Origin of the sequence: Cohnella sp. GCM10012308 (genome assembly GCF_042649185.1) — a bacterium.
In the GTDB taxonomy this organism is placed as follows: Bacteria; Bacillota; Bacilli; order Paenibacillales; family Paenibacillaceae; genus Cohnella.
Genome location: NZ_JBHRYU010000005.1, coordinates 179,177 through 193,774, shown reverse-complemented (window position 1 = coordinate 193,774; position 14,598 = coordinate 179,177). Strand labels below are relative to the sequence as shown.

General features: G+C 62.1%; 12 protein-coding genes. 2 read left to right on the top strand and 10 right to left on the bottom strand.

Annotated features, from left to right (window positions below; genetic code table 11):
- Nucleotides 1–15: 15 nt before the first annotated feature.
- The 7 genes from ACFOTD_RS09030 to ACFOTD_RS09000 all read right to left on the bottom strand — a co-directional run bounded on the left by ACFOTD_RS09030 (nucleotide 16) and on the right by ACFOTD_RS09000 (nucleotide 8,736).
- On the bottom strand, nucleotides 16–1,275 hold the full coding sequence (locus ACFOTD_RS09030; protein WP_378117842.1) for a response regulator: 1,260 nt from the start codon (nucleotides 1,273–1,275) through the stop codon (nucleotides 16–18).
- The gene (locus ACFOTD_RS09025; RefSeq protein ID WP_378117840.1) at nucleotides 1,272–3,095 is read right to left on the bottom strand and encodes a cache domain-containing sensor histidine kinase; all 1,824 of its coding nucleotides are present in this window, start codon (nucleotides 3,093–3,095) and stop codon (nucleotides 1,272–1,274) included. Before ACFOTD_RS09025 ends, ACFOTD_RS09030 begins: the two co-directional genes overlap by 4 nt.
- A gap of 9 nt (nucleotides 3,096–3,104) precedes the next feature.
- Nucleotides 3,105–3,986 carry a carbohydrate ABC transporter permease gene (locus tag ACFOTD_RS09020; protein WP_378117838.1) on the bottom strand — a complete coding sequence of 294 codons (882 nt, stop codon included), beginning with the start codon at nucleotides 3,984–3,986 and terminating at the stop codon, nucleotides 3,105–3,107.
- 66 nt (nucleotides 3,987–4,052) lie between these two features.
- A complete protein-coding gene (locus ACFOTD_RS09015; protein WP_378117836.1) occupies nucleotides 4,053–4,946 on the bottom strand; it encodes a carbohydrate ABC transporter permease in 894 nt (297 codons plus the stop codon).
- Between the two features lie 94 nt (nucleotides 4,947–5,040).
- The gene (locus ACFOTD_RS09010; protein ID WP_378117834.1) at nucleotides 5,041–6,441 is read right to left on the bottom strand and encodes an extracellular solute-binding protein; all 1,401 of its coding nucleotides are present in this window, start codon (nucleotides 6,439–6,441) and stop codon (nucleotides 5,041–5,043) included.
- Nucleotides 6,442–6,924: 483 nt separating this feature from the next.
- The gene (locus ACFOTD_RS09005) at nucleotides 6,925–7,803 is read right to left on the bottom strand and encodes an AraC family transcriptional regulator (RefSeq protein ID WP_378117832.1); all 879 of its coding nucleotides are present in this window, start codon (nucleotides 7,801–7,803) and stop codon (nucleotides 6,925–6,927) included.
- A 117-nt stretch (nucleotides 7,804–7,920) separates the two neighbouring features.
- The gene (locus ACFOTD_RS09000) at nucleotides 7,921–8,736 is read right to left on the bottom strand and encodes a hypothetical protein (protein ID WP_378117830.1); all 816 of its coding nucleotides are present in this window, start codon (nucleotides 8,734–8,736) and stop codon (nucleotides 7,921–7,923) included.
- A gap of 206 nt (nucleotides 8,737–8,942) precedes the next feature.
- On the opposite strand from ACFOTD_RS09000, the gene ACFOTD_RS08995 reads away from it, so the two are divergent.
- Nucleotides 8,943–10,091, top strand: coding sequence for a lipocalin family protein (locus ACFOTD_RS08995; RefSeq protein ID WP_378117829.1), 1,149 nt, complete (start codon nucleotides 8,943–8,945; stop codon nucleotides 10,089–10,091).
- Here the strand turns inward: ACFOTD_RS08995 and ACFOTD_RS08990 are convergent.
- A complete protein-coding gene (locus tag ACFOTD_RS08990; RefSeq protein WP_378117828.1) occupies nucleotides 10,079–10,903 on the bottom strand; it encodes a methyl-accepting chemotaxis protein in 825 nt (274 codons plus the stop codon). The genes ACFOTD_RS08995 and ACFOTD_RS08990 overlap by 13 nt on opposite strands.
- A 234-nt stretch (nucleotides 10,904–11,137) precedes the next feature.
- On the opposite strand from ACFOTD_RS08990, the gene ACFOTD_RS08985 reads away from it, so the two are divergent.
- On the top strand, nucleotides 11,138–12,400 hold the full coding sequence (locus ACFOTD_RS08985) for an MFS transporter (protein WP_378117827.1): 1,263 nt from the start codon (nucleotides 11,138–11,140) through the stop codon (nucleotides 12,398–12,400).
- A gap of 550 nt (nucleotides 12,401–12,950) precedes the next feature.
- Here the strand turns inward: ACFOTD_RS08985 and ACFOTD_RS08980 are convergent.
- Nucleotides 12,951–13,571, bottom strand: a complete 621-nt coding sequence (locus ACFOTD_RS08980) for a glycerol-3-phosphate acyltransferase (protein ID WP_378117826.1) — start codon at nucleotides 13,569–13,571, stop codon at nucleotides 12,951–12,953.
- Entirely contained in the window at nucleotides 13,568–14,584 is a 1,017-nt protein-coding gene (locus ACFOTD_RS08975) for a glycosyltransferase family 2 protein (protein WP_378117824.1), read from the bottom strand. The genes ACFOTD_RS08980 and ACFOTD_RS08975 overlap by 4 nt, the downstream gene beginning before the upstream one ends.
- Nucleotides 14,585–14,598 lie beyond the last annotated feature (14 nt).

Sequence of the window (14,598 nt, the reverse complement as noted above, 5' to 3'; positions counted from 1 at the left end):
CCAGGTAACATCAAGCTACTCCGACTCCGAATTCCGAGTCTCCCCTTCTGCCGATGCCGGCTCCTCCCGCCCGCTTGTCTCCTGCGAATCTCCGCATTCGGCCGACGCGCCGCCTCTGACCTCCTGCCTGTACTCCGACGGCGTGCTGCCCGCCTTCTTGCGGAATACTTGCGAGAAGTGGCGCACGTCGGGGTAGCCGACCCGCTCCGCGATATCGCCGATCTTGAGCTCCGAGCCGCCCAGCAGCTCCATGGCGCGCGAGATTCGCAGGTTGGTGACGTACTCCTTGAAGCCCGTCCCCGCCTTCTGCTTGAACAGCTGGCTGAAGTACACCGGGTTCAGGTAAACGATCGACGCCACCTTCTCCAGGTTGATCTCGGCGCCGAAATGCGCGTGGATGTACTGGATCGCGACTTCGATCGCCTTTTCCCCGCCGCTCGCGTAGTGATCGTACACCTGCGCGGCGGACGCGCTCCGCATGCGGCGAACCTCTCCCGGTACGGCCGCCAGATCGTCGATGCGGCCCGTGTGCAGCACCTGGAACGGGGTCTTTAAGTACCGCTTCAGATGGGTTCGGAGCTTGTCGATGAGCAAGCCGAGGCCCGCTTCCTCCCGAAGCGTCGCGAGTCCGAGAAGACTGTGCGCGTCGATGCTTGCGACGAAGCCTTTGCCCGCGGCATCCATCAGCTCGGTCAGCACGTTTTCCACGATGAAATGCTCCAGCTTCGTATCGGCGTCGCTGTCCAGACGTACCATGAGCAGGTTGAAGTACGGGTGGCTCTCAGTAAACGGCGCGACATCGATGCCGCCCAGGTCGAGCCCGGACGCCCAACGCGCGAATACGCCTTCCCGCAAGAAACGCAAATTGCGCTTCATCAGGTCGGCTTCCTTGTTGCGCTCGCTCTCCTCCGCGATCTCGCGCGCCAGCTCCTCGATCAGGCCGATCAACGATTCCTTGCCGATCGGCTTCAGCATATAGTCTCTGGCGCCAAGCCGCACGGCTTCCTGCGCGTACGCGAACTCGGAATGCGCCGAGATGACGACCCACTTGACCTGCGGCTGCTTGCGCCGTGAGAACGCCATCAGCTCGAGCCCCGTCATGCCGGGCATCAGCACGTCGGTCAGCACCAGATCGACGTGCCTCGTCCGCAGCGCCTCCACGGCTTCCTCCGGATTCCCGGCGAGCAGGACGCGATGCTCGGGGAACCCGCGGGAGATCGTCCGCTCGATGCCGCTGCGGATGACCTCTTCATCGTCGACGACGAGAATATTCATCGGGAATTCCCCTCTTCTGCGGGTTTCGGAAACGAAACCGTAATCTTCGTGCCGCGCTCGCGTTCGCTCTCGATCCGTAATCCAAAGCCTTCCCCGTACATCAATGCAATGCGGCGGTGTACGTTCGCGAGCCCGATGCCTCTGCGTCCGGCGGGATCCTCATGCCGGCTAGGCGCCACGGCCGCCGCATCCTCCAGCGACTGCCGAATGCGAAGCAGCGTTTCCTCGTCCATGCCGACGCCGTTGTCCTCGACGACGATGACGAGCGCGTCCTCCGCCTCCTCAGAGCGGATCCTGAGCGCGCCTTCGCGGCTCAGCGGCTCGAGCCCGTACTTCACGGCGTTCTCCACGATCGGCTGCAGGATCATCTTGGGCACCTGGGCGCCCAGCCAGCGCTCCTCCACCTCGATCTCCGTATTCACGCGGCCGCCGAGCCGCGTCTCGATGATGGTCAGATAGTGGCGCAGCTGCTCGAGCTCGAGCCGGAGCGGCGCGCGCGAGGCCTCTTCCCAGTCGCTGCTGTACCTGAAAATCCGCGATAGCGCCAGGATAAGGCGCCCAAGCCGGTCGTTCTCCCGCTCGTCGAGCATCCAGTAGATCATGTCGAGCGTGTTAAACAAAAAGTGCGGATTGACCTGGGATTGCAGCGCCTGCAGCTGAGCGTTTTTCTCGCTGATCGACAATAGCTTCTCCCGCTCGATCAAGTTGTCCATCTGCTGGACCATCCGGTTGAACGAGCCGACGAGCACGTTGAGCTCCTGATAGGAATGGACGCGGACCCGGCCTTGAAAGTTCCCTAGCTCGACCTGCTTCATCTGCTGGATCAGCCGCTTGAACGGCAAGGAGAACGAGCGAGACACGAGCGTCGCGAGCGCCGTCGCCGCCAAGACGAGCAGGATGACGACCGTGAGCAGAAACCGCTGCGTCTGCTTCAGCTCCAGCTTCAGGTCGCGCTTCGGCGTCACGCCGATGACCGTCCAGTCGGCCGTGCCGATCCGGGCCGCCGTGAGCAGCGCGTCCTTGCGGTCGCGCACGGCGACCTCGCCCTTCTTCAGCGTGCCCGGCCAGTCCGCGGGCAATGCCTCCGTCCCGGCCTCGGCGGTCTCCGCATCCGCGGGCCTCGTCCGGACGATCACGTTTCCGGCCGAATCGCGGATGACGACGCTGCTGCCAGGTCCGATGCTGGCGTTGGAGAGCGCCGACAGAATCGGGTCCTCCTCCGTCTCGATCAGCACGTAGCCGACCGACTTCATCGTGCTCAGCTCGAACAGCTGGCGGCCGAACGCGAATACCGGACTGTCGATCCCGCCGCTCATCGGCGCTTGCGGATACACGCCCAGCCAGCGCATATCCCCCTTGGACCTTTGCAGCTCGGCATACCAGTCGGTCGACTTGTACTCCCGCGTCGAAGAGCCGATCGAACGGTCGAAGCTGTATACCTTGCCCTGGCTCGAGATGACGTGGATGCCGACGATATCGCTCCGCGAATAGAAGATGGCGCCCAGGATATCGGTGATCTGGCGTTCCCGGTTGACCGAGCTGACCTCCGGAGAGCCCGCGGGCGTCTTCTGCTGCAGCAGCTGCATCAGCTCGTTGTTGCTGTTGAGCGACTTGGTGACGCTGTCGTAGCCTTTGAGCATGAGCTCGAACAGGCCGACCGTCTGCGATATGTTTTTTTCCGCGATCACGCCGACCTTGTCCCTGATCTGCTCGGTCGCCCGCTGATAGTAGACGAGGCTGACGATGAGCAGAAGCCCGAGCATGCTGAAGAGGAAGATCAGGAACAGGCGGCCATGGATGGACTGGAATCTTTTTCTCATTCTCTCATCTTATCCCTTAACCGCGCCCGCTACCATGCCTTTCGTTATTTTCTCGGCCAGCAGGAAGTAGACGAGGATGACCGGCAGCGCTCCGAGCACGAGGAAGGCGCCGATCGCCCCGTAGTTGACCGAGTATTGGCTGACGAAGCTGTACACGCCGAACGGCAGCGTCTTGAGCGCTTCCTTGGAGATGAACGTGGCGGCGAGAATGTATTCGTTCCACACGTTGATGAACGTCAGGATGCATACCGTCATGATCGGCGGCACCGATACCGGCAGGATGATGCTGCGGAAAATGCGCAGCACGTTCGCCCCGTCCATGATGGCCGACTCCTCGATCTCGTGCGGAATCGTGCGCAGAAAGCCGCTCATAATGAAGACGGCGATCGGAATCTGGAACGCGATATAGGGCAGGATCATCGCCCAGCGCGTGTTCAGGACGTGGATGTTTTTGAAAATCAGCATGAGCGGCAGCAGCGTGCTCTGCAGCGGGATCATCAGACCCATCAGGAAGATGAGCATGACGACCTGGCCGTATTTCCAGCGGAAACGCGTGATCGCGAACGCCGCCAGCGATGCGAGCAGGATGACGCACGCCATCGTGACGGAGGTCACGATCACGCTGTTCAGCAGGTAGTGCCAGTAGCGGCCGCCGGCGAGCGCGTTCGAATAGTTGCTCCACTGCAAGGAAGCCGGCAGGGCGAAGAAGCTGCCCGACAGAATCTCCTCGTTGGTCTTGACCGAATAGATGAGCAGCCACAGCAGCGGGTAGAGCTGCGTGACGAGCAGGACGCCGAAGAAGCCGAACACGATCGTCTTCTTGAGGGAAGACCCGCGCCTGCGGGTCTGAACGGCCGGCTCCCGGACGGCGATGCTGGCGGATGGGCTCATGGGGTTTGCGCCCCCTTTCGAATAATTGCGGGCACGAATCATTCGCGACGTGAATGAATGACGACGTTAGTTGTAACGCTTCTCGATGCGGTTGAAGAGAAGATTGATGACGACCGTCGCGGCCAGGCACACGACCACGAGGAAACAGGCGATGGCGCTGCCGTACCCGTACTTTTGCGACAGAATCGAGATGTTGTACATATGGCTCGCCAGCACGTCCGTCGCATGAGCCGGCCCGCCGGCGGTCGTGACCATGATGAGGTCGAACGACTGGAGCGATCCGATGAACGAGAGCACGACGGAGATCTTGAAGATCGGCACGATCATCGGCAGCGTAATATATCGGTCGGCCTTGAAGCCCTCGGCGCCGTCGATCTTGGCGGCTTCGTAAATATCGGCCGGAATGTTCTGTATCCCGGTGAATTGAATGAGAATGTGGTAGCCCAGATACTGCCACAGCCCGATGACGATGATGGCGTAGATCGCCACCTTCGGCTCCGACAGCCAGGCATGCGTCCAGGAACCGAGTCCGAGCTTGATGAGGATCTGATTGATCATGCCGCCCTGCGACGCTGGGTTGTAGATGGTCTTCCACAGCTGGCCGATGACGGCGACGGACAAAATGACGGGCATGAAGTAGCTCGAGACGAGAAAATTGGGTCTCCGGACGAAACGGCTGATCAGGATGGCGACGAACAGCGCGAGCGGCAGCTGCACCAGCATGGAGAAGCCGGCCAGCATGAACGTCCGCCGGACGGACGGCCAGAACACCGAGTCGTTCGTGAACATGCGGTGGAAGTTGTCGAGACCGACGTGCTTGGCGACGCCGATGCCGTTCCAATTGAGGGTGGCGTTGTAGAAGGACACGATAATCGGCGCGAATACGAGGCCGACGTACAGCAGCAGACAGGGCAGCACGAACGCCGCGATCGTCCAGCGGGATACCTTCAGTACATTCAAGGCTGACGCCTCCTTCAGCGGCTGTGGCGATAAGGATACGGAGGGCGGCGCGCCAAGTCTGGCGTCCCCCTCCGTACCGTACGTTCAAGGCCGATTATTCTTTGTTGTCTTCGTAAGCCTGCTGGTGCTCCTTGGCGACCGCCGCGGCATCCTTTTTCGCGACGAACAGGTTCTGAATGCTGGACAGATGCGCCTGGGACGTGGCCGGGTTCATCGTGTTGTCGAAGGAGATGTCGCCGCCCTGGACGTCCTTGAACATCGCGAGCACTTCCATCGCCATGTCGGAGTAACCGGCCGCCTTGTAGTCGCCGTCCACCTTTTGCGCGACGCCGACGGCGCCCTTGACCGCGAACGCTTCCTTCGGATAGTTCAGCATGAAGTAATTCAGGAAGTCGAGCGTCTCCGGCAGGTGCTTGCTGTTCTTGGATACCGCGAACGCGCTGCCCGGGGCCAGCATGAACTGGTTCGGATCGCCCTTGCCGCCGACCGTCGGGAACTTGAACACGCCGACGTTGCCGTCTTTGTTCGCATCGGATACCTCGATGCCGCCGGTCGCCCAGCTGCCCATGAAGTACATAGCTGCCTTGCCCGTCTTGAACAGGTTCTCGCCGGCGTTGTAATCGAAGCTCGTCGCGCCTTCCTGGAAGGCACCCGCTTGCACGAGCTGCTCGAACGCGTCTACCGCACCCGTGAATGCCGGATCTTCGAACGTCTTTTTGCCGTCGACGATGTCCTGCAGGAAGCCAGGTCCGCCGTTCGTGCGGAGCAGCACGTTCATGAACAGGAACGAGCCGGTCCAGGTGTCCTTCTCGCCGATCGCCATCGGCTGGATGCCTTTTTCCTTCAGCTTCTTCACGTCGGCGACGAGATCCTCGAACGTCGTCGGCGGCGCGTCGATGCCTGCTTGCTTGAACAGCGCCTTGTTATAGTAGAGCAGCGCGATGTTGTTGCCGTCGGGCAGCGCGTACAGATTACCGTCGAAGGTATAGTAGTCCAGGATGCCGGATTGGAACGTGTCCTTCAGGCCGTTTTGCTCGACCATCTCGTTAAGCGGCGCGAACAGGCCGGCGTCGACGTAAGGCTTCATCTGCGCGGACGGGTTGACGATCGTGATGTCCGGCACCTCGTTGGAGGCGGCTTGCGTCTTCAGCTTCTGCTTCTGCTGGTCGGTGTTCAGCGAGTCGAGCTCGATATGGACGTTCGGGTGATCGGTCTCGTACTGCTTCACGATCTTGTGCAGCATGTTGTACTTCGGATCGGTCGGGTCCGGATAAATGTTTTGGAAGGTAATCGTTACTTTTTCGCCGCTGGCGGCGCTGGAGGAAGCTGGCGCGCTGGCCGAGGCCGATGCGGACGTGGAGGCTGAAGAAGATGGGGAGGCCGCCGCGTCGCTGCCGTTGTTGCCGCCGTTATCGGAAGAACCGCAGGCTGCCAGGCCGACGGCCAGGAAGCCTGCCATCGCGGTGCCAGCCACTTTTTTGCCGGTCGAAATCATGTTCAAATCCCCCTTGACTTGGTATAGCCTCATTATGCTCGGAGGTGTAATCGCATACAATGCGTATACTTAGGAGTCGATGTTTGTTTTTTTAATATGGCTTCAAAATGGTTGGAGTATGGTTTGCGCACAGTCGGATTCCGAGGCCGTTCGAGAGAGGAGGAGCCCCCGCCGCTGGAGCCGCAATTTTTGCGATTGCAGCCGGTCGCTATTTATGTAACGTTGCTCTTCTCGCTTGCAGCAGCCGCCGCCCCACATTTCGCCGCCGCAACCGCGCTTTCGTCGCTTACAGACGGCCGCCGTCTCTGTAGCGTTGCTTTTCTTGCTTGCAGCACCTATTTTTCGCCCGCACGCCGCTGTAGCGTTGCTTTCGTCGCTTGCAGCAGACCCGCCCCTCGGCAGCGATCGTACGCAACCTTCGCGCAGCACAAAAAAATCTCCCTTCCCGCTGCCCGCGGTTCGGGAGACTCCTTTGTACATCGCCTACAACCGTCTTCGCACCGGGATCCAGATCTCGCTCCGGTAGTCCGGTTTGCTCGTGTCCTGGCCCTCGTTCCACAACAGCTCGGGACCCGGCGCCAGCTCGTAGCTCGAGGACGGAAACCATTCGGCGTAAATCCGGCCCCAGACGGACTGCAGCGCGGACGGAAACGCGCCGACCGCCTCGAATACGGCCCATTCCGAAGCGGCGACCTCCAGTGCGGCCAGGTGCGCCGGACATGTCTGCGTCGTCGCCGCCCCGATGTACTGGTCGACCTCGCCCCCGTCCTTCCTGCCCTCCGAAAAGTTCGCCGAAGCGCTAATCAACCCGGTCGGCTCGACATCGGACAGCCCCTTCAGCTCCGCGATCAAATCCGCCGTCAGACGGCTCCATAACTCGGCGATGTGCGGGTTGACGCCCTCGTAAATCAGGGGTACCCGCTTCATGATGCCGACGATGTGAAACGCTTCCTTTTCCACCAAACGATACTTCATCTCGTCGCCTCCCTCGATCATCAGTCGGAAGGTCATGCGCGGATAGGCCTTGAGCGGCCGGCCGAGCCGGCGCGCCTCGGAGGGCGCCAGACCGTGCATCGCCTGAAAGGCGCGGGCGAACGAATCCGCCGTGCCATAGCCGTACTTCACGGCGATATCGATGATCCTAGCCTCGCTGCCGATCAGTTCGAACGCCGCCAAAGTCAGCCGCCTGCGCCTCACGTACTCCGTCAGCGTCACGCCAGCGAGCGATGCGAACATGCGCCGAAAATGATGCTCGCCGCAGCAAGCCCGCCGCGCAGCTTCCCCGATATCGGGCGCCGCTTCGTCCGCGAGATGCGCCTCCAGATACGCCAGCCCGTCGTTTAACCGGTCAAGTCCGTTCATGCGGCACGACCTCCCTTCGCCTTCAAGCTTAGCAAGACCGATGCGGCGAGGTCCGACAATTCCGGTGCAGATTCGGACGGATGGCGACCTGATTACTCCAGCCCCGGCAACGACCTTTTATACCTTCGCGATCTTGGCCGGATTGTTGATCTTGTAAGGAATCGGGTGCTTCGCCAGCTTCTTGGCCACGACCTTCGCCTCGAAAGTAAGCTTGTCTCCCACCTCGAGCTCAAGCTTCTTCAGCGTGGCGCTATGGCTCGACCATGCCTCGCCCAGTTCCGTCTCCGAATCGCCGATCGCCACCGACTCATAGATGATGACCTCGTCGTCGTTATCCGCGAAGTGGTTGGGAACGGTCGTGAATTCCTTGACGGTCGCCGTCAGCTTGATCTTCTCCTCAGGGAGCTGCACTTTCTTCGACCGCGCCGCCCCCGCCTTTGCCTTGGCCGGCGCCGCGGCGACCGCGGAAGCCGCAGGGGCCTCATCCCCCGACGCTACGAACGAAGCGAACGCGTCCGCCGCCGAACGATCGTCTTGTGCCTCCGGAGCCGCCTCGCCCGGACGAATCTGTGCCGCAGGGCTCGCCGTGACAGCAGCCGTATCAGCCCGCGTCTCCTCGCGCTCGGCTCCCGCGTCCTCCGACTCCGCGGCGCTCGCATAGCGCTGGCCGAAGTTCGCCGCTTGCATTTCTTTCAAATAAGAGGGGTGAATGCAGTGCTTCTGCTTGTTCGGGAGCTCGATAACGGCGGTCATATGATCGACGTAACCGACGATGCCGCAGGCTTCCTTCAGTCCGTTGCCCTTGTAGTAGAACGTCTTGGCCTTGGTCGCCTTCTCGGAGACCAGATCCCATTCCTTCAGCTTGTCGAGCTGCTCCGCTTCGTCCGCGAACGCAATATAACTCGCCGGCTCAATGACAAACGCGTAAACCATCTTATCCCGCCTTTTATCCATGAATGATCCCGGACCGGACTCGTATCCTGTATCCAAGTATAGCGCTATAGCTTGATTATAAATCGCACCGGCGAAATAATACCACCGCCCGCCGTTCCCCATACGCGCCATGCCGGTCGCCCATCGTCATTCACCCCGGCCCAAGCGCCCACATACGTTGGTTAAAAAGCAAAGCGGGTGCGATCATGATCAGCCGCTCCGACCTCATCGCCTTGCCCGGCGACGCAAGCGCCCATCCTTGGTCCAACGTAGAATGGTGGTACTGCTACGCCTTGCTGACCGGGAGCAGGGGCGGGCGCTACGCCGTCATGGCCTCCTTTTTCCGCGTCGGAGAATGGGCGGTTCCCAAGGGACATTATATCATCCACTCGCTCGTCCGGTTGGACAGGGGGCGATTCGAGAGCTGCTCCGAGCTCGACCGATCGCTCGCGGTCCAGATGGCAGGCGTATACTTGCCCGCTTACTTGCTGGCGCATCCGACCGACGGACATACTTGGGACATCTACCGCCGGCTGCTCGCGAACGCCCTGCCGCAGCCCCATCGCTATATGCCGTCTTCGTCCGTCAACGCACGTCCGACCAAGCTCGCCTTTGGACCCAACCGGATGACGTTCGCGGATGACGGCAGGCCCGGCTTCGAGCTGCGGCTGGATACCGATACGGCTCGTCTGCGTTTGAACTTCGCGCCGAGCAAGCCCCTGTCCGTCATCGACGAGACGGGCGGGCTCAACGGCTTGCGCTATTACTCCCAGACGCGCAGCCGGGTGCACGGAGAGCTGTATGAAGAAGGTCGCGCGGAAACGCTGCGCGGCGAAGGCTGGTTCGATCATCAATGGGGGCGCAGCTACGGACTGCTGACTGGCGAGGGATGGGACTGGTTCGGCCTGCAATTGGACGACGGCCGGGAGCTGCTCGTCAGTCGGCTGCGTCCGGCTGGCGCGGGTGCGGCAACCGGAGGCGAAGCGCCGACCACAGCGCGCACCGAAGCGCGGCTCATCGGCCGGGACGGCTCGACGACGCCGTCTGTCCAGGTGCATCTGAGTCCCTTAAGGCATTGGCAAAGCGAGGACACGGGCGCCGATTATCCCATAGCCTGGGCGATCTCGCTGCCCGACTACGGCATGACGGTCCGCGTCGCGCCGCTCATGGACCGCCAGGAAATGCCCGTGCTCGGGCCGCTGCGTGCGATCTGGGAAGGCGTCGTCGCCTTCGAAGGCGACGAGCGGAACGGCGACGGCGCACCGGTCCGGATCGCAGGTTATGGCTTCATGGAGCTGGTCGGCTATCCGCAGTCCGTCCGGACCGCGAAGGCTCCCATCCCTTACTTGCCGTAGTTGGCCGCGTCCGACAGCTGCCCGGCGACTTCCGCGATATGCGCGAAGGCTCTGCTGAACTCGTCCATGCCCGCCGAGGAGCTCTTGGATTCCTTCGCGATCTCCCCCACCGTGCGGTCCATCGCGCGGATGCTCTCCTCCATCGACCTGAACAGCTCGGTGATCTGCGACACCGCCGCCTTGCTGTATTCGCCCAGCTTGCGGATCTCCGTCGCGACGACACCGAAGCCGAGCCCCTGCTCGCCGGCGCGCGCCGCTTCGATGGCCGCGTTGAGGCCGAGCAGTTGGCTCTGCTCCGCGATCTCCTTCACCGAGGCGAGCACGGATCCCGCCTTCTTCAGCCGCTCGAGCAGCTGCGCAGACTCCGACGCCTGCTCCTGCAGCCGCGCCGCGATGTGCGCGCCGGCCGCCGTTATTTCCTGCCCCGTCGCCGACATCTCCTCGATCACGCCCGACAGGTCGGCCGCGCCTACGCGCAGCGAGTCGAGCCGCGTATTCGGAACGATGAAGCCGATCGCCCCGACGACTTCTCCGTCCTCCCGGATCGGACTGGCCACCGACAGGTAGGCGGTGCCGAACCGCGAAGCGTCCCGCTCCTCCACGATCCGCTCGCCCAGCTCGAGCGCCTTGGCGATAACCGTTCCCTGCAGCGACGACACCGGCGTGCCGGCCGGGATGCCGGACGGATAGAACGAAGCTTTTTCGAAATGAAGGACTTGGGTCCGGTCGATCACGATGACGACGGGTTCGTCGGTGTAGCTTTGCTTGTAAACGGGGATCGCGGCTATTACGTGCTCCAGCATCGTCGGCATCGGGGCATGGCTCCTTGTGTGAGAGAATATAACCTGTATGTCGTCAGACCGGAGCCGGAAATGAAGTGAGCGGCGCCTGCAGAAAGCGAAAAATAGAGCAATCCAAAAGAAATGTCCGCAGCGTTCGTATGCTATGTTAGAATCGAGCAACAAAGCGAGCCTGTGAAGCGTTTACTTTATGAAAACCGGCCGGATCGCTATGAATGCCGCCAAGATTAAGGAGTGTATGAATCTATGAATTCGGCATCTCATGCCGCAACGGGAAAGCCGCCCAGCCTGCTGTCGAGCCGCTTCCTGCAAACCATCCTGCTGTCCAACGTCCTGCTGCAAGTCGGCATCTGGGTGCGCAACTTCGCGATCCTGCTGTACGTCGCGGCCAAGACGGACAACGATCCCTACGCCATCTCGCTGATCAGCGTGGCCGAGTTCGCCCCGATCTTCGTCTTTTCGTTCATCGGCGGCACCTTCGCCGACCGCTGGCGGCCCAAGCGCACGATGGTCTGGTGCGACCTGCTGTCCGCGGTCTCGGTATTTATCGTCCTGCTCAGCATTCACTTCGGGTCGTGGCATTCCGTCTACCTCGTGACCTTTATATCCGCCATCCTGTCCCAGTTCTCCCAGCCGTCCGGTATGCGCCTGTTCAAGCAGCACGTGCCGGAAGCCCAGATGCAGCAGGGCATGGCGATCTTCCAGTCGCTGATGGCCATCTTCATGGTGCTCGGCCCGATGCTCGGCACGTTCGCTTACAGCAGCTTCGGGCTGGAGACCTCGGTCGCGGTTATGGGCATCGCGTTCCTGCTGTCCGCGCTCGTGCTCGTCCGGCTGCCCGCCGACCTGCCGCAGGAGCGCAACGCCGAGCATAGCCACTTCCGCCGCGAGTTCGTCGAAGGCTTCAGCTACGTTTGGCAGAGCCCCGTGCTCCGTATGCTCGGACTGGCCTTCATTCTGGCCGGGCTCGCCGTCGGCATCGCCCAGGCGCTCAACCTGTTCGTCGTCACCGAGCGGCTCGGCAAGCCGGAGGACTTCCTCCAGTACATGCTTATGGTCAGCGGCGGCGCCATGCTCATCGGCGGCGGACTCGTGGCCGCGTTCGCGCAGAAGGTGCCGCCGCAAGCGCTGCTCGCTACGGGCATGTTCTTCGGCGCGGTATGCACCGTGATCGTCGGCTACTCCACGAGCGTGCCGCTGACGCTGGTCGTCCAATTCGTCAACGGTCTGGTGTTCCCTTGCATCCACATCGGCATCAGCACGATGATCCTTAAATGGTCCAAGCCCACCATCATCGGACGCGTCAACGGCGTGCTGAGCCCGATGTTTACCGGCATGATGGTCATCTCGATGTCCGCGGCAGGCGCGCTCAAGAAGTCCTTCCCGCTCGAGACCATCTTCTCGGCGTCGGGCGTCCTTTTCCTGATCGGGACCGTCGCCATGCTGGCGATCGTCAGACAGCGCCCGCCTGTGCACGCCGCCGAGGGAGCGGCGCAGACGAGCGCCTAGGGCGTTTCAGGTGCGAAGCGCGCCGTATGTGCTGCGGCGACTGCTATCTCCGCCAGGCGCATGCCGAAGTGAACAGTAGCGGCACCCGGTGCCGCTAGCTCTGCCCTGCGCGTGCCAATGTGAACAGTAGCGGCACGCGGTGCCTCTATCTCTGCCAGGCGCGTACCAAAATGAACAGTAGCGGCACGCGGTGCCGTTATCTCTGCCATGTGCGTGCCAATGCGAACAGTAGCGGCACGCGGTGCCTCTATCTCTGCCCTGCGTGTGCCAATGTGAACAGTAGCGGCACGCGGTGCCTCTATCTCTGCCCTGCGTGTGCCAATGTGAACATTAGCGGCATGCGGTGCCGCTATATCTGCCCTGCGTGTGCCAATGTGAACAGTAGCGCACGCGGTGCCTCTATCTCTGCCCTGCGTGTGCCAATATGAACATTAGCGGCATGCGGTGCCGCTATATCCGCCATACGCGTGCCAAAGTGAACGCTAGCGGCACGCGGTGCCGCTATCTTCACGATGCGCATGTGGTATCGTGTCGCAGCTGGAGCCGTACGTCAGCGCTGAATCCGGTTCGAGCGGCGACGAGCGGTCAAGCGCCGCAGCTCGCGACGATGCGTGAACGCAAGCAGCAGCAGGTTGGCGAGCGCAAATGCGGCGACCGGCGCCGGGAACGCCCGCGCCAGCGCATAGACCAACAGCAGCAGCATCCCCAGCACGACCTGGAAGGCGTCCGCTTCGGCGGACGCCTTCTTTTTGGCGCGCGCCAGACGGCCGCCGAAGAGCAACGCCGCGAGGATGACCGCATACGCAAGCGCCCCCTCGAACGAGAGCGCGCACCAGACGCCGAACGTGGTCGCGATCGCTTTGCCGCCGCGTCCCCGAAGGAAAGGCGAAAAGGCATGCCCGAGCAGGGGCATTAAGGAAGCGACGGCGGCGGCGTAGCCCGGCACGCGTCCCGAAGCGAGCATCAAGGCGACAGGCCCGAAGCCTTTGGCGAAGTCGAGCGCGATGCCCGCAATGCCGTATCCGAAGCCCGCCGCGCGCCATAGATTCAAGGCGCCCGGGTTGCCGTCGCCGATCTCGCGAAGGTTGCTGCGGGCCGCAAGGCCCAGCCAGTAGGAGAACATCAGCGAACCGCACAGAAACAACGCCGCCGACCAGAGGAGAAGCGTCACTTGCGATCGCCCCCGATGCGGATCTTTCTCCCTTTCCACGACACATGCCCGACGAACAGGACGCGATACGAAGAGTAAAGCATGATGTATAAGAAAAACGCGGTGCTGATCGGATGAACCGCCGGCAGCCAGCGCCCGAACCGTCCCGTGTGGCGGGAGAAATAGTAGATCTGCAGCGTGTACAGCAAATAGCCGGCCGTCCATACGGGCGCCCCGGCGGTATGAAGGAGGAACGGCGCCGCCTCGGCGCAGATCAGTCCCACCAGCCACAAAGCGACGAGCAGCACCGTCGGCTTGGCGAGCTTGCCGGTGCTTTGCACCGCCCCTTTGCCGAAGCCCTCTACCTCGCTGCGGATGCCGCCCGGATACATGCGAAACGACACCAGGCCGCGGCCGATGAAGTTCGTGACCGGCACCCCGGCCTCGGCGAACCGCGCCCCCAGCGTCAAATCGTACAGCCCCTTCTGCGGATTGGTCCGCTCGAAGGGCGAGGTGAACGCGAACAAGCCGAGCAGGTTCGGGACCAGCGCCAGCCGTTCGTATAGCTTTTCCGTGTAATGGTACGGAACGACGGATACGACCCCATTCGTCCGGGACCTCGCTTCTGCCAGCGCGCCGAGCGCGTCCGGCGCAAGCCGCACGTCCGCGTCCAGAAACGCGATCAAGTCGCCCGTCGACCGCAAATAACCGTTCCAAACCGCCCAGTTCTTGCCCGTCCAGCCTTCCGGCAGCGGCAAGCCCTCTACGAGCGTCGCTCCGAACGCTTTTGCAATCAGGCCTGTCCGGTCCGTCGAACCGTCGTCCACGACGATAATCTCGTACGGCCGATAGCGCTGCGCGCGTAGCGAAGAGAGCAGATGCGGCAGGTTCGCTTCTTCGTTCCTGGCCGGGATGACCACCGATAGCCTGGAGGTTTCGAAAGGCTGCGACGACGCCGGCGGGATCGTATTCCTTCGAAAAAGGACAAAGCCCGCGGCGCACGCCGGAACCATGAATGCCAGCCATATCCACATGCCGCTCCCGCCCT